At 71.2% G+C, this 25,670-nt stretch carries 22 protein-coding genes and 1 tRNA gene; 16 read left to right on the top strand and 7 right to left on the bottom strand.

Going from position 1 to position 25,670, the window contains the following annotated elements:
* Positions 1–67 precede the first annotated feature (67 nt).
* Positions 68–916: a class E sortase gene (locus tag SY2F82_RS04660; protein WP_200417608.1), complete on the top strand. Its 849-nt coding sequence runs from the start codon at positions 68–70 to the stop codon at positions 914–916.
* 74 nt (positions 917–990) lie between these two features.
* On the opposite strand, the gene SY2F82_RS04655 is transcribed toward SY2F82_RS04660, so the two are convergent.
* Positions 991–2,388 carry an MFS transporter gene (locus tag SY2F82_RS04655; RefSeq protein WP_200417607.1) on the bottom strand — a complete coding sequence of 466 codons (1,398 nt, stop codon included), beginning with the start codon at positions 2,386–2,388 and terminating at the stop codon, positions 991–993.
* Positions 2,389–2,547: 159 nt separating this feature from the next.
* On the opposite strand from SY2F82_RS04655, the gene SY2F82_RS04650 reads away from it, so the two are divergent.
* The 4 genes from SY2F82_RS04650 (at position 2,548) to SY2F82_RS04635 (ending at position 5,371) form a co-directional block, all read left to right on the top strand.
* Positions 2,548–3,081 carry a helix-turn-helix domain-containing protein gene (locus tag SY2F82_RS04650; protein WP_200417606.1) on the top strand — a complete coding sequence of 178 codons (534 nt, stop codon included), beginning with the start codon at positions 2,548–2,550 and terminating at the stop codon, positions 3,079–3,081.
* 75 nt (positions 3,082–3,156) lie between these two features.
* Positions 3,157–3,468 (top strand): DUF6412 domain-containing protein, encoded by a 312-nt coding sequence (locus tag SY2F82_RS04645; RefSeq protein ID WP_200417605.1) that lies wholly within the window; start codon positions 3,157–3,159, stop codon positions 3,466–3,468.
* Positions 3,469–3,635: 167 nt separating this feature from the next.
* Positions 3,636–4,346 carry a membrane protein insertase YidC gene (gene yidC / locus SY2F82_RS04640; protein WP_200417604.1) on the top strand — a complete coding sequence of 237 codons (711 nt, stop codon included), beginning with the start codon at positions 3,636–3,638 and terminating at the stop codon, positions 4,344–4,346.
* Between the two features lie 167 nt (positions 4,347–4,513).
* Entirely contained in the window at positions 4,514–5,371 is an 858-nt protein-coding gene (locus SY2F82_RS04635; RefSeq protein ID WP_200417603.1) for a fumarylacetoacetate hydrolase family protein, read from the top strand.
* Positions 5,372–5,455: 84 nt separating this feature from the next.
* Here SY2F82_RS04635 and SY2F82_RS04630 read toward each other — a convergent pair whose 3' ends face one another.
* The gene (locus SY2F82_RS04630; RefSeq protein WP_200417602.1) at positions 5,456–5,944 is read right to left on the bottom strand and encodes a heme-degrading domain-containing protein; all 489 of its coding nucleotides are present in this window, start codon (positions 5,942–5,944) and stop codon (positions 5,456–5,458) included.
* Entirely contained in the window at positions 5,941–7,026 is a 1,086-nt protein-coding gene (locus SY2F82_RS04625) for a Gfo/Idh/MocA family oxidoreductase (RefSeq protein ID WP_200417601.1), read from the bottom strand. Before SY2F82_RS04625 ends, SY2F82_RS04630 begins: the two co-directional genes overlap by 4 nt.
* Before the next feature lie 56 nt (positions 7,027–7,082).
* On the opposite strand from SY2F82_RS04625, the gene SY2F82_RS04620 reads away from it, so the two are divergent.
* The 6 genes from SY2F82_RS04620 (at position 7,083) to SY2F82_RS04595 (ending at position 13,725) form a co-directional block, all read left to right on the top strand.
* On the top strand, positions 7,083–8,222 hold the full coding sequence (locus tag SY2F82_RS04620) for an ROK family transcriptional regulator (protein WP_200417600.1): 1,140 nt from the start codon (positions 7,083–7,085) through the stop codon (positions 8,220–8,222).
* A gap of 401 nt (positions 8,223–8,623) precedes the next feature.
* Positions 8,624–9,532, top strand: coding sequence for a hypothetical protein (locus SY2F82_RS04615; RefSeq protein ID WP_200417599.1), 909 nt, complete (start codon positions 8,624–8,626; stop codon positions 9,530–9,532).
* A gap of 81 nt (positions 9,533–9,613) precedes the next feature.
* The gene (locus tag SY2F82_RS04610) at positions 9,614–10,393 is read left to right on the top strand and encodes an HAD-IIA family hydrolase (protein ID WP_200417598.1); all 780 of its coding nucleotides are present in this window, start codon (positions 9,614–9,616) and stop codon (positions 10,391–10,393) included.
* A 218-nt stretch (positions 10,394–10,611) separates the two neighbouring features.
* On the top strand, positions 10,612–10,974 hold the full coding sequence (locus SY2F82_RS04605) for a hypothetical protein (protein WP_200417597.1): 363 nt from the start codon (positions 10,612–10,614) through the stop codon (positions 10,972–10,974).
* A 1-nt stretch (position 10,975) separates the two neighbouring features.
* Positions 10,976–12,016 (top strand): caspase family protein, encoded by a 1,041-nt coding sequence (locus tag SY2F82_RS04600; RefSeq protein WP_200417596.1) that lies wholly within the window; start codon positions 10,976–10,978, stop codon positions 12,014–12,016.
* On the top strand, positions 12,013–13,725 hold the full coding sequence (locus SY2F82_RS04595; protein WP_200417595.1) for a hypothetical protein: 1,713 nt from the start codon (positions 12,013–12,015) through the stop codon (positions 13,723–13,725). Before SY2F82_RS04600 ends, SY2F82_RS04595 begins: the two co-directional genes overlap by 4 nt.
* Here SY2F82_RS04595 and SY2F82_RS04590 read toward each other — a convergent pair.
* Positions 13,714–15,450, bottom strand: coding sequence for an APC family permease (locus SY2F82_RS04590; RefSeq protein ID WP_200417594.1), 1,737 nt, complete (start codon positions 15,448–15,450; stop codon positions 13,714–13,716). The two genes, SY2F82_RS04595 and SY2F82_RS04590, sit on opposite strands and share 12 nt — an antisense overlap.
* Before the next feature lie 227 nt (positions 15,451–15,677).
* Between SY2F82_RS04590 and SY2F82_RS04585 the strand changes: the two genes are divergently transcribed.
* Genes SY2F82_RS04585 through SY2F82_RS04575 form a run of 3 tightly spaced genes read left to right on the top strand, consistent with a single transcriptional unit; the run spans position 15,678 to position 18,147 of the window.
* Positions 15,678–16,400 carry a hypothetical protein gene (locus tag SY2F82_RS04585; protein WP_200417593.1) on the top strand — a complete coding sequence of 241 codons (723 nt, stop codon included), beginning with the start codon at positions 15,678–15,680 and terminating at the stop codon, positions 16,398–16,400.
* A gap of 3 nt (positions 16,401–16,403) precedes the next feature.
* Entirely contained in the window at positions 16,404–17,069 is a 666-nt protein-coding gene (locus tag SY2F82_RS04580; RefSeq protein WP_200417592.1) for a class F sortase, read from the top strand.
* Between the two features lie 55 nt (positions 17,070–17,124).
* The gene (locus SY2F82_RS04575; RefSeq protein WP_200417591.1) at positions 17,125–18,147 is read left to right on the top strand and encodes a glycoside hydrolase family 6 protein; all 1,023 of its coding nucleotides are present in this window, start codon (positions 17,125–17,127) and stop codon (positions 18,145–18,147) included.
* 99 nt (positions 18,148–18,246) lie between these two features.
* Here the strand turns inward: SY2F82_RS04575 and SY2F82_RS04570 are convergent, their stop codons facing one another.
* The 3 genes from SY2F82_RS04570 to SY2F82_RS04560 all read right to left on the bottom strand — a co-directional run bounded on the left by SY2F82_RS04570 (position 18,247) and on the right by SY2F82_RS04560 (position 22,896).
* Positions 18,247–20,184, bottom strand: coding sequence for a galactose oxidase-like domain-containing protein (locus tag SY2F82_RS04570; protein WP_200417590.1), 1,938 nt, complete (start codon positions 20,182–20,184; stop codon positions 18,247–18,249).
* Complete coding sequence (locus tag SY2F82_RS04565; protein WP_200417589.1) at positions 20,181–22,133, bottom strand: glycosyltransferase family 2 protein; 1,953 nt, start codon at positions 22,131–22,133, stop codon at positions 20,181–20,183. The genes SY2F82_RS04570 and SY2F82_RS04565 overlap by 4 nt, the downstream gene beginning before the upstream one ends.
* 689 nt (positions 22,134–22,822) lie before the next feature.
* Positions 22,823–22,896, bottom strand: a tRNA-Lys gene (locus SY2F82_RS04560).
* A gap of 247 nt (positions 22,897–23,143) precedes the next feature.
* Here SY2F82_RS04560 and SY2F82_RS04555 point away from each other — a divergent pair.
* Positions 23,144–24,379: a peptidoglycan-binding protein gene (locus SY2F82_RS04555; protein ID WP_200417588.1), complete on the top strand. Its 1,236-nt coding sequence runs from the start codon at positions 23,144–23,146 to the stop codon at positions 24,377–24,379.
* A 17-nt stretch (positions 24,380–24,396) separates the two neighbouring features.
* On the top strand, positions 24,397–25,542 hold the full coding sequence (locus SY2F82_RS04550; RefSeq protein WP_200417587.1) for an SPFH domain-containing protein: 1,146 nt from the start codon (positions 24,397–24,399) through the stop codon (positions 25,540–25,542).
* Positions 25,543–25,670: the final 128 nt, after the last annotated feature.

The raw sequence follows: 25,670 nt of genomic DNA, 5'->3' as shown, positions 1-25,670 counted from the left end.
CGTGCGGGCGGCCCCGGCGGCGCGTACCTGGCCGCGTGGCGGGGCTCCCGGCGAAGGAGGCGTACGCATGCGGGCTCTGCCGACTCTGCGGGCCTCCGTCGTCGTGCACCGCACCCGGCGGCGCCGTGCCCTCCGCCGGCGTGTGCTGTGGACCGGTGGGGAACTCCTCGTCACCGTCGGCCTCGCGCTTCTGCTGCTCGTCGTGCACGAGGTGTGGTGGACCGACCGAGAGGCCCGGCAGGGGGCCGAGCGGGAAGTGGAGGCCCTGGAGCGGGAGTGGGGAACGGCGCCGACCACCGGTACGGCGCCGAGTGCGGGCACGGCGGCGACCGCGGGGGCGGCGGCGACCGGGAGAGCGGACACCGGCGGGGCCGGGGACGGTTCCGGGGCGCCGGCCGCCTCCGAAATGCGGCGCCGAGGCGGCGGCCCGCAGGACGAGGGCTTCCGGCAGCTGAGTCCGGCCCGCTCCCAGGCCTACGCCGTCCTCGTCGTCCCGCGTCTGCACCTCCGCGTCCCCGTCGCCGAGGGCGTGGACAAGGCGGAGGTGCTGAACAAGGGATACGTCGGCCACTATCCCGGCACCCAGCAGCCGGGCCAGGCCGGGAACTTCGCCGTCGCCGGGCACCGGAACACGCACGGGGAGCCGTTCCGGTACCTGAACCGGCTGCGGGTCAAGGACGTCGTCCAGGTGGAGACCGGGGCGGCCGTGTACACGTACGCGGTCGACCAGGTCCTGCCGGAGACCTCGGCCCGCGACTCGGGCGTCGTACGGCCCGTGCCGCGTTCCGTCGTCAAGCCCGCCTACGGCTACGGCGACCCCGGGTACTACCTCACCCTCACCACGTGCACCCCCGAATACACCTCCCGGTACCGGCTGGTGGTGTGGGGCAAGCTCCTGTCCATGCGGCCCCGGTGAGTCGGGAAGCCCTCACGCCGAGCCCCGGTGAGTCGGGGAGTCCCCAGCCCGAGCCCCGGTGGTTCAAGAAGTCCTCACGCCCGCTCCCGCAGCACCAGGACGGCGACCGCGCCCACGAGTGCCAGGCCCGCCGAGACGACCGCGGCGACGTTCGCCCCGTGCGCCAGTGAGCCGGGGCCGCCCGATGTGGCGAGGGCGATGGTGAGGGCCACGCCCGCGCAGGAGCCGATGTAGCGGAACGTCTGCTGGGCGCCCGAGCCCATCGCCGCGCGCTCGGCGGCGACCGACTCCACGGCGACCAGGGGGAGCGCGGCGTTCAGCAGGCCGCTGCCCACGCCTCCGATCACCAGGCCGGGCAGCACGCGCGTCCAGGAGCCGGAACCCACCGCGCCGAGCAGCGTCAGGACGGCGACGGCGTGCAGCGCGAAACCGAGGGCCAGCTGGTGGCGGGGCGCGAAGTGGCCCGGCAGCCGCTTCACCTGGAGCGCGACCACGAAGGACAGCCCGGACCACAGCAGGAACAGCCACGCCGTGGCGATCGGGCTCAGGCCCAGCGTCCGCTGGAGCAGCGTCGGCAGGAAGGTGAACAGGCCGATCACCGCCAGGCCCGTGAACAGACCGCCCGCCGCGGAGCCGAGGAAGCGCGGGCGGCGCAGCAGGGACAGGTCGATCATCGGGGTGCGGGTGCGGTGTTCTATCAGGGCGAAGGCCGCGATCAGGATCACGGCCGCCGCCAGCAGCAGCGCCACCGGTGTGCGCAGCCAGCCGTCCCGGCCCAGCGTGAGCGCCGCCACCAGGGAGACGAGGGCCAGGCTGAAGACCAGGGCGCCCGCCAGGTCCGGCCGCCCGCCCCGGGGCGCGCGGGACTCCGTCAGCGCCCGGGCGGACAGGGCCGCGACGATCAGCGCCGCGGTGCCCAGCACCCCGTATGCGAGCCGCCAGCCGGGCAGCGCCCCCGCGACCAGCGGTCCCACCGCGATGCCGCCGCTGACGAAGGCGCCCCACACGCCGGTCGCGTGCAGCCGGCCGCGCGGGGTCGGGAAGGCGTGCACGATCAGGCCGAGGCTGCTGGCGAGGAGCGCCGCGCTCGCCGCTCCCTGCGCGATCCGGGCCAGCGTGAACAGCCACGTCGAGGTCGCGAAGGCGCCGAGCACGGTGGTGATGCCGAGGGCGACCGTGCCGGCCACGAAGATCCGCCGGCGGCCGTAGTCGTCGGCGAGGCTGCCGGCCACCAGGAGCAGGGCGGCGAGGCCGAGCGGAGTGCCGTTGAGCAGCCAGGCCTGCGCGGACAGCGGGGTGTGCAGGGCGGCGACGGTGGCGGGGAGCGTGACCGCGGGCGCGGTGTACGTCATCAGTGCCACGGCCGTGGCCGCGCTGGTCAGGGCGAGGGTGGCGGTCGCTCGCGGGGTCTCGTGGGCGGTGGGGGAGGTGCGGGGTGCCGTGGTCGGTTCGGTGCGTGGCAGCTGTGGCATGGCCTGCCCTTCCGGGGCGGGGTCGGATCGCAAGGTTCGGTCATTGAACCTTGGGTAGGAAGGTGACGCTAGCAGCACCGGTTCGGTCATTGAACCAAGTTTTCGGAAAGTCGGTTCACTGATTGAACTCATGCATCGGAAACTCGCTACAGTGAGCTCATGGCTCTCGGCAAGGACTACGCGACGCAGGAGTGCTCCATCGCCCGCGCGCTGGAGATCATCGGCGAGCGCTGGACGCTGCTCGTCGTGCGCGACGCGCTCTACGGCGTACGGCGCTACAACGACTTCCTCGCCCACCTCGGCATCCCGCGCGCCGTCCTCGCGGCCCGCCTCCAGACCCTGACCGCCGAGGGCATCCTCGAGAAGCGCCGCTACCAGGACTCCCCGCCGCGCGACGAGTACGTCCCCACCGAGCGCGGCATCGCCCTGTGGCCCACCCTGCGCGCGCTCGGCCGGTGGGGGCGCGAGCACTACTCCGAAACGCAGCTGCGCATCTTCCGGCACGCGACCTGCGGCACGGACGAGGAACTCGGGCCGTACGGCGAATGCCCCGCCTGCGGAACCATCGTGCCCGCCGAGGACGTTGAGATGCTGCCGGGGCCGGGGCTCGATCCCGATCCGGCCGATCCGGTCAGCCGGGCGCTGCTGAAGCCGAAGAGGCTGCTGCGGCCGCTCGAGACCGAGCCTGTATAAAGGGCAGGGAGACTGTAAAGGCAGCGAGCCCGTGTGAAAGCAGCGAGGGGCAAGCGAGTTGGGGGAGGGGAGCGGATGATCAGGACCAGGGCGCAGCTGCGCCCCGCCGCCGTGCTGCTGCTCCTGCTGCTCGAGGTCGCGCTCCTCGACACCGGCAGTCTCTACGCCGCCGTCGCCTTCGCCGCGACCGCCGCGGCCGGTTCCGCCCTCGCCGTCTGCGCGCTGATCGCCGCCCGCAGCGTGCCCGCCGTGCCGCCGACCCGGGTGCGTACGGCGATACGGGACCGGGAGCACCGTACGGCGTTCCTGCCGCAACGGGACCCCGACGCCCCGGGCCGTAGGCGACCGCGGGCACCGGGGCGCGCCCTCCCGGCGACCGCCGCGTAGGGCACGTCTTCCTCGTACGTCTTCCGTACGGCCGTTCCGTACGTCTCTTGCGTACGGCCTTCCCGTACGTCTGTCCCGTACGTCCGTGACCCCGCGCGGGTCGTCATGCCGACACCATCCCACCCCGGCACGACGAGACCCCGGAGGGCTCAGCCTTGTCCGCGTTCATGTCCGTTTTCGCCCGCCTGGTCGAGCATCTCGCCGACCTGCTCCAGCCGCTGTTCCACGCCTTCGCCGCGGCCGCCGCGGTCGTCCTGTTCACCGCGCTCGTACGACTCCTCGTCCACCCCCTCTCCCGCGCCGCAGCGCGCGGACAGCAGGCGCGCGCCCGGTTGCAGCCGAGGATCGCCGAGCTGAAGAAGAAGCACGCGAAGGACCCGGAGAAGTTCCAGAAGGCGGTGCTCGCCCTGCACGCGCAGGAGAAGGTCTCCCCGCTGTCCGGCCTGCTGCCGAGCCTCCTCCAGCTGCCCGCCTTCTTCCTGCTCTACCACCTGTTCTCGACCACGACGATCGGCGGCGAGGCCAACGGCCTGCTCGCCCACGCCCTGTTCGCCGCCCCGCTCGGCGACCGGTGGGCCGACGCCCTCGCCCACGGCGGGCCGCTCGGGCCGGCCGGGCTCGTCTACCTCGGGCTGTTCGCACTCGTCGCGGCCGTCGCCACCTTCAACTACCGGCGTACGAAGCGGACGATGGCCGAGAGCCCGGTCCAGGCGAGCGGCGAGGAGCAGGTGCCCGGGCTCGGCGCGGTCACCAAGGCCATGCCGTTCCTGTCCTTCTTCACCCTCGTCACCGTGGCGGTGGTGCCGCTGGCCGCCGCACTGTACGTGGTCACCAGTACGACGTGGAGCGCGGTGGAGCGGGCGGTGCTCTACCGCTGAGCGCGCCGGACGGTCGTCGGCGGTCCAGTCCGTGAACGGGGTATTGCGGACTGACCGACGACCTTGGAGGATCGACCAGTCCTCCGATGGCTGCGCCCCCCGGTCGCACCTGGCCGCATCTGGCCGCACCCTTCGGCGGCTGCCCGCGATCTAGGGAGACTGTGACCATGAAGCTGCTGCGAGTCGGTACGGCGGGGGCGGAGCGGCCCGCGCTGCTCGACGCCGAGGGAACCCTGCGGGACCTGTCCGGTCTCGTCCCGGACATCGACGGACCGCTGCTCGCCGACGACGCGGCGCTCGGCCGGATCCGCGCCGCGGCCGGGAGCGGTGAGCTGCCCGCGCTGGACCCCACCGGGCTGCGCATCGGGCCGCCGCTCGCCCGGATCGGCAAGATCGTCTGCATCGGGCTGAACTACCACGACCACGCCCGCGAGACCGGTGCCGAGCCGCCCGCCGAGCCGGTGATCTTCTTCAAGGCGGCGGACACGGTCGTCGGGCCCAACGACACCGTGCTCGTGCCGCGCGGGTCCACCAAGACCGACTGGGAGGTCGAGCTGGCGGTCGTCATCGGGCGGACCGCCCGCTACCTGGAGTCCCATGAGGAGGCGCTGGCGCATGTCGCCGGGTACGCCGTCGCGCACGACGTCTCCGAGCGCGAGTTCCAGATCGAGCGCGGGGGGACGTGGGACAAGGGGAAGAACTGCGAGACGTTCAATCCGCTCGGGCCCTGGCTCGTGACGGCGGACGAGGTGCCGGACCCGCAGGCCCTTTCCCTGAAGCTCTGGGTCAACGGGGAGCTGAAGCAGGACGGGACCACGGCCGAGCAGATCTTCCCGGTCGCCGAAGTCGTGCGGTACGTCAGCCGGTTCATGACCCTGTATCCCGGTGACGTCATCAACACCGGTACGCCGGCGGGGGTGGCGCTGGGGCGGCCTGAGCCGAAGCCGTTCCTTCGGGCCGGGGACGTCGTGGAGCTGGAGATCGAGGGGCTCGGACGGCAGCGGCAGGAGTTGAAGGACGCGTAGACGCTCCGCTGGAAGGCCGGGGAACTGCGGCGGTTCGTCGACTGTGGGTCGTCGTCGGCTGGTCGCGCAGTTCCCCGCGCCCCTTTAGGGGGCGCTCCCCGACCCCTGGTCTGTGAGCCTCTCCAACGCTTCGACCACCAACCGGTGGTCCTCGACCTGCGGCAAGCCCGACACCGTCACCGTGCCGATCACCCCGGCTCCCTCCACCCTGATCGGGAAAGAGCCGCCGTGGGCCGCGTACACGTCCGGGTCGAGGCGGGAGGACTCCTCGAACGTCGTGCCCTTGGCGCGGAAGCGAGAGCCGACCAGCAGCGACGAGCAGCCGTAGCGTTCGACCACGCGGCGCTTGCGGTCGATCCAGGCGTCGTTGTCCGGGGCCGAGCCGGGCAGTGCCGCGTGGAAGAGCTGCTGGCCGCCGCGGCGGATGTCGACGGCCACCGGGGCCTGGCGGGCCCGCGCCAGCTCCACCAGCAGCGTGCCCAGCCGCCAGGCGTCGTCGTACGTGAACCGAGTGAGCGTCAGGCGGCGCTCCTGCTCCTCGAGTTCCGGGATCTCCGGGGTCACGGCGGTCACAGCTGCACCTCCACGCCCTCGCGGGCCGAGCGTCGCGCGGCTTCCAGGACGTCCAGGGCCTCGGCTGCCTCCAGGGCCGTCACCGGGTTCGGGCCGCCCTCACGCAGGGCCTTCGCGATCGCCGCGTAGTACGCCGGGTAGTCGCCGGACAGGGTCGGCTCCAGGCGGCCGCCGCCGGTCAGCGGGGACTCGCCGGAACCGACGCGGCCCCACAGGGACACGGGCTCCTGGCCCCAGTCCGGGCCGGGGCGCAGGCCCTCGCGCAGGGCCGCCTCCTGCGGGTCCAGGCCGTACTTGACGTATCCCGCCCGCGAGCCGAGGACCCGGAAGCGGGGGCCGAGCTGGGCCGCCGTCGCGGAGACGTACAGGTGGGAGCGGACGCCGCTGGCGTGTGTGAGTGCGATGAACGTGTCGTCGTCCGCCTCCGCGCCCGGGCGCCGGACGTCCGACTCGGCGTACACCGCGGCGGCGGGGCCGAAGAGGACCAGCGCCTGGTCGACGACATGGCTGCCGAGGTCGTACAGCAGACCTCCGATCTCTGCGGGGTCGCCGGACTCCCGCCAGCCGCCCTTGGGCTTCGGGCGCCAGCGCTCGAAACGGGACTCGAAGCGCCAGACGTCGCCCAGTTCACCCTCGGCTAGCAGCTTGCGGAGGGTCAGGAAGTCGTTGTCCCAGCGGCGGTTCTGGAAGACCGAGAGCAGCAGGCCCCGCTCCTCGGCCAGCGCCGCCAGCGCTCGCGCTTCGGCCGCCGTGCCGGCGACCGGTTTGTCGACCACGACCGGCAGGCCCGCCTCGAGGGCGGCGGTGGCGACCGGGACGTGCGTCTTGTTCGGCGAGGCGACGACGATCAGGTCCAGTTCGCCGGCGCGCGGCCACAGCTCGTCGGTGGTGGCGGCGACGCGCACGTCCGGGAACGCGGCGCGGGCCTGCTGCTGCCGCTCCGGGTTCGAGGTGACGACCGTGTCGAGGACCAGGCCCTCGGTGGCGGCGATCAGCGGGGCGTGGAAGACGGAGCCCGCGAGGCCGTAGCCGACCAGGCCCACGCGGAGGGGGGTGTCAGTACCAGGGGCTGTGCCAGTCATGCGCCCCACTTTCGCAACACTGTTGCCAAAGTGCAAGCGCCAGGGACAATGGGGGCGTGAACAGGACGTACGCGGGACGGGGCGGAGACGGCAGGCACGGCGCAGGGGCTGTGGCGAGCGGGGTGAACCTGCTCGCCCTGCGCAGCCACAACACGGCCTTGGTACTGGATCTGCTGAGGGCGGCCGGGGAGCCCGGGATCAGCCGGCTCGAGCTCGCGGAGCGGACCGGGCTGACCCCGCAGGCCGTCAGCAAGATCATCGCCCGGCTGCGGGCGGACGGGTTCGTGGCGGAGGCGGGCCGCCGAGCCTCGACCGGCGGCAAGCCGCGTACGGTGCTGCGGCTGGTGCCGGGCGCCGGGCACGCCGTGGGGCTGCATCTGGACCGGGACGAGCTGCGGGCCGTGCTGTGCGACCTCACCGGAGCGGTGGTCGCGGAGCGGCAGGTACCGCTGGACCTGGGCGCGGGGGCGGAGGCCGTGGTCGAGGAGGCGGCCCGCGAGGTCGAGGGACTGGTGGGCGACGTGGTCGTGCTCGGCGTCGGGGTCGCTCTGCCCGGCCCGCTCGACCACCGGCACGGTGTGCTGCACCGGGTCACCGGGTTCCCCGAGTGGGACGGGTTCCCGTTGCGGGAGGCGCTGGCCCGGCGGCTGGCGATGCCCGTGGTCGTCGACAAGGACACCAACGCCGCCGCGCTCGGGCTCGCCCTCGGCGGGGCGGCCGAGACGACGGACGCGTCGTTCGCCTATCTGCACCTCGGGACCGGACTCGGTGCCGGGCTGGTGATCGGCGGCGCCGTGCACCGGGGCGCGCGGACCGGGGCGGGGGAGTTCGGGCACCAGGTGATCCAGCTCGACGGGCCGCCGTGCGGGTGCGGGGACCGGGGCTGCCTGGAGGCGCTCTGCCTCGCCGCCGTCGCGCGCGGCGACGTGCCCGAGGCGGCACGCGTCCTCGGCGTGGGCGCCGCGAACCTGGCCGGACTGCTCGACATCGACCTGGTCCTGCTCGGTGGCCGTACCGTCGCCGCGCACCCGGAGCCCTTCCTCCGGGGAGTGGGCGCCGTCCTCGACGCACGCGCCCTGCGCGAGGGCGCGACCGCGGGCGTACCGGTGGCCATCGCTCCCGGAGAAGCGCGCGGCGTGGCGGAGGGCGCGGCCCAGCTGCTGCTCGCGCCCTTGTTCGGGCGGGCGGAGGGGTGAGCCCGGGCGTTCGGGCGGGCGGAGGGGTGAGCCCGGGCGTTCGGGCGGGCGGTGGGGTGAGCGCGGGCGTTCGGGCGGGCGGTGGGGTAGCCCGGGTGTTCGGCCGGTGCAGGGGTGGACCCTGTTCGGACGGGCGGTGGGGTGATCCCGGCGTTCGGGCGGGCGGAAGGGTAGCCCGGGTGTTCGGGCGGGCGGAAGGCTAGCCCGGGTGTTCGGGCGGGCGGAAGGGTAGCCCGGGTGTTCGGGCGGTGAGTGCGGGTCTTCCGGCGCGTGGAAGGTTGACCCCAGGCGCCCGTCCGCAGGCCCGGCGACTGCGCTGATCGGGGGGACTTGGGCCGTCGGCTCCGGCGCGGAGGGCGTGGCGCGCCCTGGGGTCAGCTCGCCTGTCCGGTCATATCTTCATGCGACACTCTCGACCGCTTCGGCGCTCCGGAGAGCACTCCCGGCCGCTCTCCCGCCGGCCCCACGGGCCCCGCTCGCCCTGGCGGGCCGGACTGGCCCGACTGGCCCTCCGCGCCCCCCTGGCCGTGCTCCTGCCCTGCGCCCTCGCCGCCGCCATGCTGCTCCTCCAGGCACCCGCCGCAGCGCTCCCCGTCGACCCGGGGCCCACCTGCTCCGGGCGGGACCAGCACACCTTCCCCCTCACCGCCCGCATCCGCGGCGGGCCCCGGACCTACGCGGCCGGCGGTGCCGCCCACACCTGGTACATCGACCTGAAGAACACCTCCTCCCAGACCTGCGGCAACATCCACCCGGTACTCGTCCTCGTCGACACCCGCCGCGCGCTGACGGCCACCCAGGCCGAACTGGAATTCTTCGAGGGCGACCACCCACACCCCGTCACGTTCGAACGCACCGACGAGCAGGAACTGGTCGGCCCCTTCGACGACGGCTTCCCCGGCTTCACCGTGCCCCCGGGCCGGACCCTCAGTGTGACGGTGCGGCTCGCGTTCGCCTCCGGAACCCCGCAGGACGAGGTCGTCGCGACCGCCGCGATCGTGCGGCGGCACGGCGACAACGGAGACTGGGTCGGCCAGTCGGACGACTACCGGTTCTCCATCGAGGCCGGCGCCCGGACGAAACCGGAATCCACGTCCTCCTCGTCCGCCCCCCGCCGCAGTCCGGCCGCCGAGGCGCTCGCCGACACCGGCCCCCGCGCGCCGCGCGGCCTCGGCACGATGGCCGGCGGACTGCTCCTGACGGCGGGCGGCCTGCTCGCCGCGGGCCTGCCCCTGCTCCTGTACCGGTGGCACCGCCGGGCCCGCGCGCGGCACGCCGTGCCCGGCGAGAAGGAGGCCGACCGGCCCTGATTACGCTGGGGCCCCGGGCGCACCGTCTTCCGGCGTCCCCGGAGTCCCCGGTTCCCCTTGCGTACGGCAGGAGATCGCAACATGGCAGAGCGCAAGCCCATCGAGTCATGGCTCACCGACATGGACGGCGTGCTCATCCACGAAGGTGTTCCGATCCCCGGTGCCGACGCCTTCCTGAAGAAGCTGCGCGAGTCCGGCAAGCCCTTCCTCGTGCTCACCAACAACTCGATCTACACCCCGCGCGACCTGCACGCCCGGCTGCGACGCATGGGTCTGGACGTGCCGGTGGACAACATCTGGACCTCGGCCCTGGCCACCGCCAAGTTCCTGGACGACCAGCGGCCCGGCGGGACCGCGTACGTCATCGGCGAGGCCGGCCTGACCACGGCGCTGCACGACATCGGCTACATCCTGACCGACCACGAGCCCGACTACGTGGTCCTCGGCGAGACCCGCACCTACTCCTTCGAGGCGATGACCAGGGCGGTCCGGCTGATCAAGGGCGGCGCCCGGTTCATCTGCACCAACCCCGACGAGACCGGCCCGTCCGCCGAGGGCCCGCTGCCCGCCACCGGAGCGGTCGCCGCACTGATCACCAAGGCGAGCGGCAAGAAGCCGTACTTCGCGGGCAAGCCGAACCCGCTGATGATGCGGACGGGCCTGAACACGATCGGGGCGCACTCCGAGACCAGCGCGATGATCGGCGACCGGATGGACACCGACGTGCTGGCCGGCATCGAGGCCGGTATGCAGACGTTCCTGGTGCTCACCGGGCTGACCACGCCCGAGGACATCGACCGCTACCCGTTCCGCCCGTCCCATGTCGTGAACTCGATCGCGGACCTCGTCGACCGCGTCTGAGGCCGGGCCCGGGCCCGACTCCGGCCTCCGGCCCGACGACGCCGGCCCGACGACGCCGGGCCGGCCCGGCGTCGTCGGGCCGGCGCCGCCGTGGCCGGTACGCGGAAAAGCGCCGTCTACGTTGTCCTGTAAGTGCGTTGACGCCCTGACGCCGGCGGGGATACTTTCATCGACTTGCAGACTTGCAGCAGGGTCGACCTCGAAGTGGGGGCGCGGTCGTGGCGACGAGGATCTTGGTGACCGTCAAGGGGCCGATGGGGCTCGACGGTCCCGGTCGAATGCTCGCTGAACTGGAAGGTGCCACCGATCTGCCCTGGCACCTGGAAGAGGTCGACCAGGGTGAGGTCCTCACCGGTGGCGTCGCCGAGATCCTGCTGACGGCCGTGCTCGCCAAGAGCGCGGAGATGTCCGTGGAGTACGCGGTGGGGGCCGTGAAACGCCTCGCCGAGCGCTGGCGCGACGAGAGGCTCGATCCGCCGGACACGGAGATCAGGACGGAAGCCGTGCCGGACACGGACGCACCGGACACGGACGACGCCCCGGACGCAGGCGGATCACCCGCAAACGGATCGGACGACTGAGATGGCGTCCCGCGCGGTGGTGATCGGCCCTTGGGACTACGCCGAGGATTCCAAGATCCCCGGCTACAGCTGGATCCGTGAGAGCGCGCGCATGTACGGCAAGGTCCTGGCCGCGGACCCGATGTGGGGCGAGGACAACTGCCGGGTGCTGCATGACGACGAGGTCAGGACGGCAGACGGCGTCATGGCGGCGCTGGAGGAGGAGGCGAACCGGACAGGGCCGGGTGACACCTTCCTGGTCATCTATGTCGGCCACGGTGCCCACTGGGGCGACGTCCCCGGCGACCAGGTGCATTTCTCGGTCGCCTCCTCGTACAAGCACAAGCCGTGGACGTGGCTGTCGAGTTGGTACGTCTATCGCGTGATACGCAATTGCAGGGCGAGTCTGAAGGTCCTGATCGCCGACTGCTGCTACTCCAATCTGCTGTCCCACCTGGGAGACACCGGCTCGGGCGACGACGCCGCGGCCCTTCCCGGGATACTCAGCACACTGAAGGCGGGCACCTGTGTACTGACCGCCGTGAAGACGAATCCCCATGCGGATGCGCAGGGCTGTCCCGAGCTGCCCGAGGAACTGGCGCAGTGCACACCGTTCAGCGGGCACCTGCTGAACGTCATTCAGACGGGCACCACGGACTTCAGCAAGGAGCTGACTCTCGGCCTGCTGTGTGAGGCCGTCAAGAAGGACATGGCCCAGTGCCGTTCCCAACACGACGAGCCGAGGATGCTGCTCAACGACGCCCGGGAGGGCCGCGCCCTCTTCACCAACCGGATGGACCCGGCGCTGCGCGAGCCGCGTCCACAGACCCCGGTCGGGCCCGAGATGTGGGTCAAGACGCTGCTGCGGGACAGCAACTCCGGCGTCGGCGAGCTGCTGGAGGATCCGCGCACGGCCGGAGACGTGGTCGCCTTGCTGTACAAGGAATCGGACACGGCGGGCCGGCGCATCGCGCACCACATCGACAAGCAGGCCCGCGACAGGTTCGCCCCCACTGAGTTCGCCCGGTACTGGAACAAGGTGGAGCGGGCACTGCGTCAATGAACGACGGTCAGTCGGCCGAGCATGGCGCGGACGGATTCGACGAGGAACCGGATCCCTGGGAATGGGTGACGGATTGCGACGTCGAAGAGTTCATCAGCACGATGCAGGCCATCCGGGAGGGCGATCCGCCCGAAACCATCAACGGCGACAAGCCTCAGCCCGCGAACGCCATCCGGGCACTGCACGCCTTCGCGACCCGACGTGAGATCGCCGACCTGATCAAGTCCGCGGGGGCGAACGGCTTCAAGTACCGCGACGCCGTCAACGTGCTGGCGACCGCGGCCCTGTGCCGGAGCGTCGAGGAGACCGCGAAGCTGACCATCGGGCAGTGGGAGGCGGAACGGGCCGAGGGCTCCGGGGACACACCGAAGACAGAGGACATCATCCGCGACATCGCCCGCCAGCGGACCGTCCTGGACGTCGCGGTGTTCGTCAGGGAATGCCGCGCACACCGCGAGCTGGTGGACAGGACACTGAGGGCCTTCGCGCACAGCAGTTCAGGCCGGAGAAACCTCGACAAAGCCCTGCTCTACATCGCCTTGCGGGACCAGGACTGTCTCCCGGAGGCCGCGGATCTGCTCCACCTGACCCTCGCCGCCATCAACGAGAACGGCGCGCAGCAGACACCGGACACCGGCCCGGCGAAGGAGCTCGACGACCTCGTCGGCGCCTTGTACGAGCTCAGCCCCTCGGAGCGGATCCTGGAGGAGTGGCTCGACCGGGAGCTGCGCTCTCCGCGACGCGCGTCCGAGACCGTTCAGCTCGTCGCCCGGCTGCTCGCCGGCAGTCCGGCGGGCGCCGCCACCCTCGCCGAGCACGTCGGCTGCCGGTGGGAGCCGGATGTGCTCGTCGAACTCTGCGGCCAGTTGTCCGAGCGACCCTCCGAGCGGTCCGCCGAGCAGTGCGCCGCGGTGCGCAGGCATGCCGCATCGCACCGTGACGTGTGGCGGCTGGCCGCCATCGTGAAGGCCTGGCAGGGCTCCCCCATCCTCGCGAGGACCACCAGGGAACTGCTCGCGGACGTCGTGACCATGGGCACCGCGCGGTCGGAGGGACCGCGATCGCTCGAGGACATCGACGACCTGGCCCATGTCCTGCGCAACCGCAGGGCCGCCCCGGAGTGCAACCGCCTGCTGCGGCTCGTCGCGGCGGAGCACATCGACGGCCGGTCCGGGACCGACCTCGCCGTCCTGCTGCACCGGGTCGAACGGCGACCGCGACGGGACCGTCCGCGTGTGGCGCAGAAGATCGCCGAGCGGGTCACGGCCCGCACTCTCGAAGCCCAGGACAACGCCGTCGACCTGTTCGTCGACTACATCAAGGCGCTGCACGACATGGGCGACGCGGACGCCGCCTTCGTGGCCCGCAGGGAACTGGCCGATCCCTCCCGTCCCGATGTGAAGCACAGGGTATGGGCAACGGCGGTCGCCGACATCGCCGGCTGTCTGTGGCATGCGGGGCTGACCGGCGACAGCACGGATCTGCTGGAACGTTACCTGGAGAACGAGCAGCGGGTCGCACCCGAGGACGTGGCCGTGGTCGTCGAGCGGCTGCACAGAAGCGTGGCGGACGAGACGCTGTGGCGCTCCCTGCTCGCGGCGACGGTGGGCCGCTGGTCCGACGCCAACCGCCGCAACAGGGCGATCAGCGAACTGCGCCGCAGGGGCTGTGGCGCGGAGGCCGAGGAGATCAGCCGCTCACTGCGGTGACCGGGGCTGTGACCCGGGCGGCTCCGAGACGGATGCGCTCGTCGCGGGGACGGGCAGAGCGGGCGGATGCTCCTCCATGTGACGCCGTGACAGACGCACCAGTCCTTCGAAGGTCACCGCGGCCACCAGCCCCACGGCGACAAGCCCCATCCAGGTCTTCCCGCCGTCGAAGAACCCTTCGTGATCCAGGAAGGTCAGCAGCGTCACCATGGCCAGGTAGCCGAGCAGCAGCCCCACCGCCGCGACCGTCGGGTCCTTGCGCCACCGCCGGAACAGCGTCACATGCTCCTTGGCGTCGTACGAGCGCAGCACCCGCCCGATGACCGGCAGATTCCAGCGGGCCAGCAGCGGAAGCAGCAACAGCAGGACGCTGCCGCCCAGGAGAGCCACCATGCTGTACGACAGGTGCTGCATGCCCGCCCGGTACAGGACCAGCGCGACAGCGAGGAAAGCGGTGCGTGCCAGGACTCCGCGGAGCAGGTTCCGGCTCCGGGAGCAGGCCGGAAGGTGAGGGCGCAGCGCCACCAGCGCGACGGCGGGGATGGCGTAGACGACCAGCGCCAGGATGCTTATCACCGCGGTGAGCGTGGTCCAGCGTCCGTGGAACGCCATGAGTACGAACCAGCCGATGGCGAAGTCCACCAGCAGTACTTTCCAGTAGGCCTCGTACCGTCGGCCGCGCACCGTGATGAACGTGCTCTGGGCGGTCTGCAGCCCGCGGTGCGTCAGATGGGCCCTGCTGAGTGCGGCGACCTCGCGGGTGAGCGCGTGCGCGAAGACCAGACCCGAGCCGAGCGGGGAGAGAACGGCGTTGATCACGAACAGAGGTCCTGCCCAGGCGAGCAGGTTCGCGGTGGCCCGCACGGCGTCCGGGGCGTCGAGCCTGGACGGAAGCTGGTGCAGGTGGCCTATGAAGGCGATCTGGACGGCGAGGTACAGGACGATCGACCCGGCGATGGTCCCGTAGACCGCCCGGCGCAGCCGTGCCGCCTCACCGACTCCGCCCCGTTTGATGTTTCCGGCGAAGTCCAGTGGTCCCTGGAAGCCGAGGTAGGCGAAGAGCACGCTGCCGCTGACCACCATGGGCAGCGCGGTGCCGAGTTCACTGTCCTGCTGGGGCTGATGACTCGACAGGTTTTCGGCATGGAATCCGGAGCTGAGCATCAGCGCGACGACCAGGAGGGGAATCAGCACCTTCCACAGCGTCAGCGCGAGGTTGACCTTGACGAAGATCCGCGGGGCGAGCAGGTTCGCGGCGGTGATCAGCACCAGGAAGACCGTCGCGCAGGCCAGGCCCCAACCGGCGAGCCCCGGCCTGGAGCCGCTCGTGAGCGCGGGGGCCTGGGAGGCGAGCGCCTCGGTCATCGCGACGGCCTCACTCGCCGCGTTGAGCGCGTAGAAGATCCACAGTCCGGCCGCCACGACCGTGGCCACCAGCGCACCGCTGCTCTGTAACGGCAGGAAGATCAGCCCGCCGGTCTTGGGGGCGGCGGTTCCGAGCTCGACCATCACGGCGCCGAGCACCAGCATCACGATGCCGCCGATCGCCCAGGCCCAGACGGCGGCCAGGCCCATGGTGCGCTTGTCGACCGCGCCGAGCAGCCAGCCGGAGCCGATCATGCCACCGGCCGCAAGACCGATGAGGTCGAAGACCGACAGTCGCCGCAGCTCGTCCTCGGTGGTCTGCGGCTGTCTCCTGCCGCGCGGCAGTACCCCGAGACCCATACGCCCCCCTCGCGCAGTCTTCGCCCGTCATCACTCTCCGTCGCGCCAGGTTACAGGTCCGGACCGGTGAGATGAGATGGTTGGCATGAACATTCACGCAATGACCCGATGGGTCGGGTGCGGGGTCGTACGGCGCGGACCGGCTCCTCGAACGGAGTAGCCGAGGGTCCCGTCCGGATGCGCCGGAGTGCCCGTCGGGGGAGTCTCCTGGTATCGGGAGGTACACGATGGGTTCACTACGGCTCACCCTCTGTGCGGGTGCCGTCGTCGCGGGCGCCCTCATGCCCGCGGCGTACGCGGCGGACGCGCGGGCCGTCGTCCTGACCCCCGCGTTCCCCGCGCCCGGCAGCGATGTCCGACTGGCGGTACGGGGCTGCCCCGGCACGACCGGCACCGCGGAGTCGGACGCGTTCGTGGCTCAGGCACGGCTGGTCGGGGGCGACGGCACGCTGTCCGGCGACACCCGGGTCCGCTCGGCCGTGTCGCCGGGCCGGTACCAGGTGACGGTCGACTGCGACGGCCGGGAGATCAGGGACGCGCTCACCGTGGCCGGCCCGACGGCGTCCGCGCCGGACAACGCGACGCCCTCCGCCGCGGTCGCGCCGGACGGCCTCGCGGCGTCCGCGCCCGCCACCCCGCTTTACACCCCCACGCCGTACACCGCCATCGGTACGACCTCCCCCGCCCCCACGACCTCGCCGTCCGCCCCCTCCCCGCTCTCCCGCCCCTCATCGCCGTCCTCCCCCTCGTCCCCCTCCTCCCCGTCCTTCCCCTCATCGCCGGTCGCGCCGGTGCACGCGGGCGGCGGCGGTACGGCGGGCGCCTCCTCCGACGACCCCCGGGTCGCCGTGCCCGGTCTGCGGCACGCGGTGATCGGGCTGGTCCTCGCGGGTGTCGCCGGCGTCGTGGTCGTCGCGCGCGGTGCCCGCCGGGGCCGTGGCACGGAGTGAGCCATGTCCGGGCATGAACGTTCCTGCGGTACCGGGCGCCTGCTGATGGGCGTCGCCTGGGTGATCCTGCTGCTCGGGCTGTGGATGTGGGGCCGTGAGGTCACCGACGTACGCCCGGGGATCTCCGCGCCGACGACCGGCGACATGGCCGCCGTCGGGCGCCCCCCGACGGCACACCTTCCGCCTGCCGCTACGCCGTTGAAGCAGGCCCTGCCGTTGCGCGTCGACATCCCCGAGCTGGACGTGCAGGCACCGGTGGTGGCGCGCGGCCTGGACGCGCAGGGTGGCGTCGAACCGCCGCCGTTCGACGAGCCCGGGGTGGTCGCGTGGTACCAGGGCGGGGTGACCCCGGGGGCCGCCGGGACCGCGCTGTTCGTCGGGCACGTCGACACCCGGAGCAAGCCCGCCGTCTTCTACCGGATCGGCACCCTCCGGCCGGGTGCCGTGGTGCGGGTGGTCCGTGACGACGGCAAAGTCGCCGGGTTCACCGTGGAGAGCGTCGAGGTTCTCTCCCGTGACCACTTCGACGCCCGGCAGGCGTACGGGCCGCGCGAACCGGGCCGGGCCGAGCTGCGGCTGATCACCTGCGGCGGCACCTACGACAAGGCGAGCGACACCTACTCGGCCAACGTGGTCGTGTCGGCATACCTCACGAGTGGCTCACCGTGACACGGCGGGTATGTCACGATTGGTGCGGAACGCGGTACAGCCAAGGGGGAGTTGGATGTACGGGACGAGGGGTGCGGGGGCACGCGTCGCCGCGGTGGCCGCGGTGGGAGCCGCGTTACTGCTGGCCGGGTGTTCCTCAGGGGGCGGGGGCGAGGACGAGAGGGGCGGCTCGGGGGGCAGGATCACCCAGCAGCCGAAGGCGTCGGACCCGTTCTGGGTCAACCCGGACGGGAACGCGGCACGGCAGGTCACCGCGTACGAGAAGGCCGGGAGGTCGGCCGAGGCGGACCAGATCAGGAAGATCGCCGAGCAGCCGACGGGGGAGTGGATCGGCCCGGAGAACCCGGAGGCGGAGGCGCGGGGCTTCACCGAGGCCGCCGAGAAGGCGGACCGTACGGCGATCCTGGTCCTCTACAACATCCCGCACCGCGACTGCGGCCAGTTCTCGCAGGGCGGCGCGGCCGACGGCAACGCCTACCGGGCGTGGATCGACGGCGTGGCCCGGGGCATCGGGGACCGGCACACCACCGTGGTCCTCGAGCCGGACGCCGTCCTGCACATGGTGGACGGGTGCACACCGGACCAGTTCCACGAGGAGCGCTACGACCTGCTCAAGGGCGCGATCACCGAGCTGAAGGCGCTGAGGAACACGAAGGTCTACCTGGACGCCGGCAACGCGGGCTGGCAGCACCCCGACGAGATCTTCCAGCCGCTGAGGCAGGCGGGCGTCGGCCAGGCGGACGGCTTCGCGGTGAACGTCTCCAACTTCTACTCGACCGAGGACTCGATCGCCTACGGCAAGCAGCTGTCGGCGAAGGTCGGCGGCAAGCACTTCGTGGTCGACACCAGCCGCAACGGCAACGGCCCCTACACGGACGGCGACCCGCAGCAGCGCTGGTGCAACCCGCCGGACCGGGCCCTGGGCGAACCCCCGACGACGAAGACGGCGGATCCGCTGGTGGACGCCTATCTGTGGGTGAAACGCCCGGGAGAGTCGGACGGCACCTGCAAGGGCGGCCCGAAGGCCGGGCAGTGGTGGGCCGACTACGCACTGAAGCTCGCCGCGGCCAGCAAGTAGCGTCCGCTGGTGGCGCCGGCCAGCGGCGCCGGTCAGGAGTGCCCGCCGCGACAGTGGGGGCGCCCTCCATGGTGGAGGGCGCCCCCATCTGCATACGGACTACGGCACCTTCACCCACTGCGCCACCGACGGCGTGCCCTGGTCGTCGTCGGCGAACAGCATGTACCAGCCAGGAAGGACAAGGTTCCGGTTCTTCGGGACGGTCACCGTGATCCTGTCCCCGGACGTCTTGAAGTCGAGGGCGATCGACCGCTGGTCCACGTCCGTGACGTGCGTCGACGCACTCGGCCGGATCAGCCGCACCTTCCGGATCGCCGACGCGTGCTGCGAGGTGAACGTTCCCGAGGTGCCCGGCGCGATGGTCTGCGGCCCGCCCGACAGCGACGGGCGACCGTCCCGGTACAGGTACGGCGGCGTGTAGATCTCGACCCGCTGCTCGAACTTGCCGGGCTTGGTGTTCGCCTTGTCCCCGTACAGCGAGTCCGAACCGAAGAACATCACCCGCCCGTCGGGCAGCAGGATCGAGCCCGAGTGGTAGTTGCGGCCCACCAGCGGGTCGGCGACCCGCTGGAAGGTGTTGCTGTCCGGATGGTAGATCCGCGCCTGGAGGATGTCGGAGTCGCTGCGGCCGCGGTAGTCCTCCGAGCCGCCCGAGACGAGCACCGTGTCGTCGGGCAGGACGGAGGACTGCGGGTAGCGCGTGCCCTTCTCCAGGGACGGGCCGTCGACGAATCTCGGGTCGTCGTCCTTCAGGTCGATCAGCCGTGTCCTCTTGCTGGACAGCTTGGACTCGCCGACCCCGCCGCCGCCGATCACCAGGTACTTCTCGTCCTGCGCGGGCGGCAGCAGCACCGTGCCGGACGTCTCCATCATGTTCGGGTCGCTGAGCCCGGGCAGCTTGGTGAACTTGTTGGTGTCGACGTCCCAGATGCCGGGGTCGCGGCCCACGTCGGCCGGTCCGTAGCCCGCGTTCGAACCCGAGTAGAAGATCTTGCCGTTCTGCATCAGGAACAGCGCGGGGTAGGTCGGGAACTGACGGATCTTCGGGGTGTACGCCCACTTCTTCGTCTTCGGGTCGAAGACCTCGTTCTTGCCGGGGACGAGCTGCCCGATGTCGTCGAGCCCGGAGACGCTGAGGATCTTCCCGTCGCTCAGCGTGGTGAGCGTCGGGTACCAGCGGGCCTCGTTCATCGGGTCGACCTTGATGTACTTCTCCGCGACCGGGTCGAACTCGTACGCGTCCCGGATCCCCTGGAAGTCCTTCTTGTCGAGGGCCAGTTTCTGCGCGATGCCGTAGGTGTTGCGCGCGTCGACGCCGGTCAGGCCCTGGATGCGGTAGTTGTCCTGGGTGCCGGTCTCGTACTTCGCCCCGCTCCGTTCCGCCTCGACGTAGATACGGCCGAGACCGGGGTCGTTGCGCAGGAACTTCCCGGTCTTCTTGTCGAACACCTTCGTCGCGCGCGGTACGAGCACCGGGTCCTTGGACACGAAGGTCCTGCCGTTCTCCCTGCCCTTGAATCTGGTGCCCGCGGGCAGGGTGATCGGCTTGTCCGGGTTCTCGTTGTGGACGATCATCAGGCCGCCGGCCTTGGTGACGTCGCCCTTCAGCTTCTCGTACCGCTTGGTGCCGCCCGCGATCAGGATCTTGCCGTCCGCGAGCTGGGTGTGGCCCGTGCAGAACAGGTCGTTCGGCGTGGGCACCTTCTTGATGGTCCCCTTGACCGGGTCCCAGATCCGGGTGTCGAACTGCTTCCTGTCGAAGTTCTCCTGGTTGTTGCCCGACCCGGCGATCATCAGCACCTTGCCGGTGTGCAGCAGCACCGCGTGGATGGTGTCCTGGCGGTACTCCTTGGGGAACTCGACGATCTGCCAGTGCCCGTTCTCCGCCTTGTACTCGGGCTTGTTGATGACGTAGTCGTGGTACTGCGCCGTCCCGAAGCGGTACAGCCACGGGCCGTTCATTCCGCCCAGCGCGAGGACCACGGCCGTGCCGAGCGCCAGCCGTCGAGCGCGACGGCGGCCGGCCTGGTCATTCATTTCTTGCGTCCCCCAAGAGCGATCTGCATGGTCTGGTCGTCATGTCCGGCCAACGCGGGCCGCTGCCCCGGTGTGTGCTGCCCCGGTGTGTGCGTCCCGGTGGGCTGGTGCGGTTTCACCGCGGTGTCCTGCGGCTCGTCCGCTGCGGCCGGCTTGTTCTTCGTCTGCAGCAGGGTCCAGCGCCAGGCGACGATCGGTGAGGCCGTGATCAGCAGGGCCAGCGAGGCCCAGGTGATCATCGCGGGGTGGGAGTGGCCGAGGAGGAGACCGGCGACGATCGAGCCGCCGAAGACCAGGATGAAGAACAGGTGGATCCGGAACGTCCCGAACAAGGTGTCGGGGCTGGCCGAATCGCCCTTGGGGGTCACCACGAACCTGCTCTTGCGGCGCAGCACCGCGTCCATGAGCGAACGGGCGTAGACCGGCGCGGACAGCGCCGACATCACCATGCCCGCCACACCGCCGGAGCCCTCCGGCTCGTGCGGGGAGACGTTGTGCCGGCGGTTCCAGATGTACAGGCCGATCTGGAGGGCCGACGCGTTGCCGTACAGCATCAGCCAGACCGTCGGGTCGATGTTCACACCCGAGGCGCCCAGGCCCAGGAAAAGGGCGCAACTCAGCGCCGCCAGGATCCAGTTGAGGGCCGACATCGGGTAGAAGATGATCATCATGGTGTAGTTGAAGAGCTTGCCGGGCGGCATCGAGAAGAAGCCCTTCCAGTACTGCTTGAGGATCGTCTCGTACGTGCCCCGCGACCAGCGCAGCTGCTGGGTGAAGAAGTCCGTCCAGGCGGCCGGGCCCTCGCCGACCGCGAGCACGTCCGGCGTGTAGACCGACTTCCACTTCCTGCCGGTGGCCGGGTTCCGGTGGCGGTGCATCTCGAACCCGGTCGCCATGTCCTCGGTGATCGAGTCGTACAGGCCGCCGATCTGCTTCAGGGCGCTGATCCGCACGGCGTTGGACGTGCCGACGAACATGGGCGCGCCGTAGCGGTTGCCGGCGCGCTGGATCAGCGCGTGGAAGAGGAACTGCTGCGACTCGGCGGCCTTGGTGACGAAGGTGTCGTAGTTGCCGTAGACCTGCGGACCGATGACGAAGCCGACGTCCGGGTCGCGGAAGTAACCGAGCATCCGCTCGAGGTAGTTGGGCAGTGGCACATGGTCGGTGTCGACAGAGGCGAAGTAGTCGTAGTCGTCGCCGTGCGCCTCCAGCCAGGCGTTGTAGTTGCCGTGCTTGGTCTTCGCGCGGTGCGGTCCCGCGGGCCGGTTCCACTTCTCGACACCCTTGCGGGTGAAGTGGTGCACACCCAGGCGCTCGCAGACCCGCTTCACCTCGGGGTCGTCGCCCTCGTCGAGAAGCCAGACATGCAGAAGGCCCCGGTGGCGCAGCCGGACGGCGGCCTCCAGGGTCTTCGTCACCATCGACAGCGGTTCCTTGCCGGGCACGTAGGTGGTGATGAACGCGACTCTGCTGCCGGTCGCGGGCACCACCGGGACCGGGTCGCGGGCGACCAGGGTGGCGTGCGCGTTCGACAGTACGTTCATGCACCGGAAGAACTCGATCAGGCCGATCGAGACGAGCATCACGATGTCGAGGGCCGGCAGGAAGTCGTAGGCGGGGTAGTCGCGTTCGGTCCAGTGTTCGGGCTGTAACAGCCAGGCGAGCAGGATCAGCGACAGCAGCGGAGCCGCGCCCAGCATGAGGGCGGCGCGGATGCGGTGCGGCTCCTGGGAGAGCAGCGAGCGGTACTGGACCTTGTACGGCTTGGTCGGGTCCGGTTCGGTGAGGGGACCCGCCAGCCGGCTGTAGTGCTCGTAGTCGTATCTGGGCAGTGTCCGTTTGATCCGGTGGATGGTGCCGGTGTGGCCCGCTCGGTGCGACACCACCCTGAGCCGGGTCGTCTCTGACGGGTCGAAGTCCTGCCGGGCGCCCGTCGGCGTCGACGTCATGAGTCATCCCCCCGCACGCACAGATGCGTGTGTGTTTTTGCTGGCTTTCGCCCGCTTTTGGTCCCCCTCGACCTTGGCGGACGAATCAGTGACAGGTCGGCGTCATCGCGTCATCTACACCATATCGACACGAACAGCGACCTTCCGGTTGCATAACGTCCCCCTTGGCGTCCGTTTCTGCGGGGCCCCATCCCCGCGTCCGGCAACCGGTCCCTACCCCCAACTGCCATGCATCGGCAGTCCCTTGGAGCCCAGGGTTCTATGGCGTCCGGCTTGATCGCAAGATGCGAAACGCGGTGTTTACCGGTCATACCGACTCAATGGGTCGTTTCTTGATGCCTTGTGGGGCGGTTGCTGCCAGTCGTGCATGGATGTTGAGGAAGTGGTCTCTTACGGCGACACCGGCTCCGCCCCGGCCGGACGATGCGGTGCGGTGAAACCGCGGCGGGGGTGCGCGTGTGGGACGGAGGGTGCGGCTGCGGCGGGTGGGGGGGAGTGTCGTGCACGCCGGACAGACGGACGGTGGACCGTCCTGTATTGGGGTGCTGTACATGCCAGGCGGTCCCTGCGGCGGACCTGGAGGGGGGTGCGGGTGGCGAAGCCCCCACGACGCGGGGCGAAGTCGCGCAGAAAACGACGATGGCGAGACGGTTCGCGCTTTCCGCGAACACGCCTCGCCATCGCCATCGTGCGCCGCCAGGGACTCGAACCCCGGACCCGCTGATTAAGAGTCAGCTGCTCTAACCAACTGAGCTAGCGGCGCCTGCTGACCTGGAGAACTTTACCCGACGCGGGAGGGTGCTCCTGACCGCCCCGGGTGCGAGGGGGCGAGGGGGCCGCCGTCCGGAGGGGCCGGTACCCGTGCGAATGACTTCGCTTACATCATTCGGCCCGTCGCCCTGCGCTTTCCCTGTGCGCATGGGTAACTGACGGATGTGCAGAAAAGAGGACTAAGACGACTAACGGCACAGATTCCCCCGAATGCGGGCAGGGAGTGTGAGGGACGTCGCATGGAGACACCGGTATTCGAGGAATTCGAACCCACGACTGACTGCGACTGCCCCGGCTGTGTGCGCCGGCGCCGCGTCATCCCCCCTTCCTCCGCCGTCGAGGGGATCCGCCGCCCGACGGCCCGCACGGCCCTCACGCTGGCCGCCGTCGCGGGCACGGCGCTGGGCATGGTCCAGGCGGCACCCGCTGTAGCGGTCACCCGCACGCCGCTCGCCTCACCGGCACCGCCGGCACCGTCCGAACCCGCGAGCGACCAGCCTCCGGACAGCCCGCAGGGGAAGGCCGCGCCGCTGCACGGCCCGGCCGGCGGTCCGAATCTGACGGCTGCGGCCGCGACGACCCGCGCCGACATCATCAACCGGGCCAAGAAGTGGATCGCCGCCGGGGTCCCCTACAGCATGGACGACTACTGGTCCGACGGTTACCGGCAGGACTGCTCCGGCTTCGTCTCGATGGCTTGGAACCTCGGCTCGAACGAATGGACGGGCAGTCTCGACAAGTTCGGCGTGCGCATCACCAAGGAGCAGCTTCAGCCGGGTGACATTCTCCTCTTCCACAACCCCGACAATCCGGAGAAGGGCTCGCACGTCGTCATCTTCGGCGGCTGGTCGGACTACAAGCACACGGCCTACATCGCCTACGAGGAGACCCCGCCGGGCGCTCGCCGGAAGGTCACCCCGTACGCGTACTGGTCGAATTCCAGCCGCTATGTGCCCTACCGCTACAAGAACATCATCGAGACCAAGGAGAGCACCCAGGGCAAGGAGGCGCCGGTTCCCGGGTCCACCGTTCCCGGAGTGCCCGGCGTCTCCGGCGTTCCCGGTGTTCCCGGCGTTACCGGCGTCCCCGGTGTCCCCGGTGTCCCCGGGCCCGACGACTCGGCGCACCCGGTGTCGGGGACGGGCGGCAAACGCCCGGTGGTGACGACTCCCGCCCGGTCCCTCGGCCGAGTCGGCGCCGGCGCGCCCGAACTGCGCAGCGTCCGCGCGCCGGCGGCGCACGGCTACCCGGGCCGGGACGTGTTCCGGCCGGGCGCGCACAACCCGTACGTCACCCTGCTGGGCCGGAAGTTGGTCGAAAAGGGGTTCGACGCGCATTACACCGGCGGTCCCGACGCGCGCTGGAGCGAGGCCGACCGGCGCAACGTGGAGGCCTTCCAGCGTGCCCAGGGCTGGAACGGCCGTGAAGCCGACGGCTTCCCGGGGCCGGAGACCTGGCGACGGCTCTTCTCCTGACGTGTGTGGAGGCACGAATGACTACGACGACATCACCGACCCCGGAGCAGGAGGAGGAGCCGGAGGGTGCCGACGCGCGGCCCGGCCGGGTCATCCACAGCGAGTCGACGACCGAGATCCCGGTGCACCTGCTGTTCCGGAAAGGATCCGACACCGAGCCGCTGCCGCTCGCCCCGACCGTCGTGCGACGGCGGCTCGGCACCGGTGAGCAACCGCGGGTCCAGGTGCCCGCCGTCCCCAGGCGGCAGGTGCCGATGGTGGACCCCGAACTGATCGAACGGCCCGCGCGGGTGCTGCCCTGGGCGGCGGGCCTGCTGGCCGGGATCGCTGGTACGGCCGGTTGTGTGGCCGTCTCGTGGTGGGCGGGCGTCCTGCCGCCGGCCATGGTGCGTGCGCTGGACCTTCCGCCGGTCTCGGGCACGAGGCTCGGGCTCGCGCAGTGGGTCGCGTACGCCGTCGCGGGCGCGCTCCTCCTCTTCGGCTTCGGCGGGCTCAGCCGCGGGGACACCGGGCGCGCCTGGGCACTGTCGCTGTTCGGGCGCTACCGGGGCACGGTGCGCCGCACCGGCCTGATGTGGGTCAATCCGCTGGTGCTGTGCCGCCGGGTCGACGTACGGCTGCGCCACTGGCGCAGCGAGCCGATCCCCGCCGTCGACGCCAACGGGGTCGCGCTGCGCGTGGTGGTGCTGGTGACCTGGCAGGTCAGGGACACCGCGCGCGCCGTGTTCGGCATCGACGACCACGAGACCTATCTGCGGGAGTGCGTCGAGTCGGCGCTCGCACGGGTGCTGCCGCAGGTGCCGGCCGACCTGCCGGCCGTGGCGGACGTGGTGAGCCTGCGCAATGTCGAGGCGGTCGGCGACACGCTGACCCGGCTGGTCGCGGGGGACGCGGCGGCGGTCGGCCTGGAGGTGTTCTCGGCCCGGCCGACCCGGATCGAGTACGCCCCCGAGGTCGCCGCCCGCATGCAGCGTCGCCGTATCGACGCGTTCGACGCGGAGCACCGGGACGCGGTGATCGGCTCGGTCCTGGACTCGGTGGAGGAGACGGTGACCCGGCTGACCGCGCGCGGCCTGGTGGAACTCGACGGCTACGAACGCAAGGCGCTGGTGCGGGACCTGACGGTGGCGTTCTGCACGGGACGGGCGGGCGACGGGAGGTGAGGCGGGCGACGGGCTGAGGTGTGCGCCGCCCAGGGGAGGCGGCGCCTGCCGGCCACGTCGGGCGCCGACCCACGTCGGGCGCCTGGCCGCGTCGGGCGTCGGTCACGACAGGCGCACGACCGCGGGCG

The organism is Streptomyces sp. Y2F8-2 (assembly GCF_014905555.1).
Taxonomy (GTDB): domain Bacteria; phylum Actinomycetota; class Actinomycetes; order Streptomycetales; family Streptomycetaceae; genus Streptomyces; species Streptomyces cynarae.
Note: the sequence above shows the minus strand (reverse complement) of the source record. Positions and strands in the feature narration are given on the sequence as shown.

Bases quoted from the DNA above. Each gene is read 5' to 3' on its own strand.
- SY2F82_RS04610 (WP_200417598.1), top strand. From the start codon at position 9,614: ATGGCAGAGCGCAAGCCCATCGAGTCATGGCTCACCGACATGGACGGC.
- SY2F82_RS04625 (WP_200417601.1), bottom strand. From the start codon at position 7,026: ATGACTGGCACAGCCCCTGGTACTGACACCCCCCTCCGCGTGGGCCTG.
- SY2F82_RS04650 (WP_200417606.1), top strand. From the start codon at position 2,548: ATGGCTCTCGGCAAGGACTACGCGACGCAGGAGTGCTCCATCGCCCGC.
- SY2F82_RS04655 (WP_200417607.1), bottom strand. From the start codon at position 2,388: ATGCCACAGCTGCCACGCACCGAACCGACCACGGCACCCCGCACCTCC.
- SY2F82_RS04590 (WP_200417594.1), bottom strand. From the start codon at position 15,450: ATGGGTCTCGGGGTACTGCCGCGCGGCAGGAGACAGCCGCAGACCACC.
- SY2F82_RS04645 (WP_200417605.1), top strand. From the start codon at position 3,157: ATGATCAGGACCAGGGCGCAGCTGCGCCCCGCCGCCGTGCTGCTGCTC.
- SY2F82_RS04585 (WP_200417593.1), top strand. From the start codon at position 15,678: ATGGGTTCACTACGGCTCACCCTCTGTGCGGGTGCCGTCGTCGCGGGC.
- SY2F82_RS04555 (WP_200417588.1), top strand. From the start codon at position 23,144: ATGGAGACACCGGTATTCGAGGAATTCGAACCCACGACTGACTGCGAC.
- SY2F82_RS04595 (WP_200417595.1), top strand. From the start codon at position 12,013: ATGAACGACGGTCAGTCGGCCGAGCATGGCGCGGACGGATTCGACGAG.
- SY2F82_RS04570 (WP_200417590.1), bottom strand. From the start codon at position 20,184: ATGAATGACCAGGCCGGCCGCCGTCGCGCTCGACGGCTGGCGCTCGGC.
- SY2F82_RS04575 (WP_200417591.1), top strand. From the start codon at position 17,125: ATGTACGGGACGAGGGGTGCGGGGGCACGCGTCGCCGCGGTGGCCGCG.
- SY2F82_RS04635 (WP_200417603.1), top strand. From the start codon at position 4,514: ATGAAGCTGCTGCGAGTCGGTACGGCGGGGGCGGAGCGGCCCGCGCTG.
- SY2F82_RS04615 (WP_200417599.1), top strand. From the start codon at position 8,624: ATGCGACACTCTCGACCGCTTCGGCGCTCCGGAGAGCACTCCCGGCCG.
- SY2F82_RS04600 (WP_200417596.1), top strand. From the start codon at position 10,976: ATGGCGTCCCGCGCGGTGGTGATCGGCCCTTGGGACTACGCCGAGGAT.
- SY2F82_RS04660 (WP_200417608.1), top strand. From the start codon at position 68: ATGCGGGCTCTGCCGACTCTGCGGGCCTCCGTCGTCGTGCACCGCACC.
- SY2F82_RS04550 (WP_200417587.1), top strand. From the start codon at position 24,397: ATGACTACGACGACATCACCGACCCCGGAGCAGGAGGAGGAGCCGGAG.
- SY2F82_RS04580 (WP_200417592.1), top strand. From the start codon at position 16,404: ATGTCCGGGCATGAACGTTCCTGCGGTACCGGGCGCCTGCTGATGGGC.
- SY2F82_RS04565 (WP_200417589.1), bottom strand. From the start codon at position 22,133: ATGACGTCGACGCCGACGGGCGCCCGGCAGGACTTCGACCCGTCAGAG.
- yidC (WP_200417604.1), top strand. From the start codon at position 3,636: ATGTCCGTTTTCGCCCGCCTGGTCGAGCATCTCGCCGACCTGCTCCAG.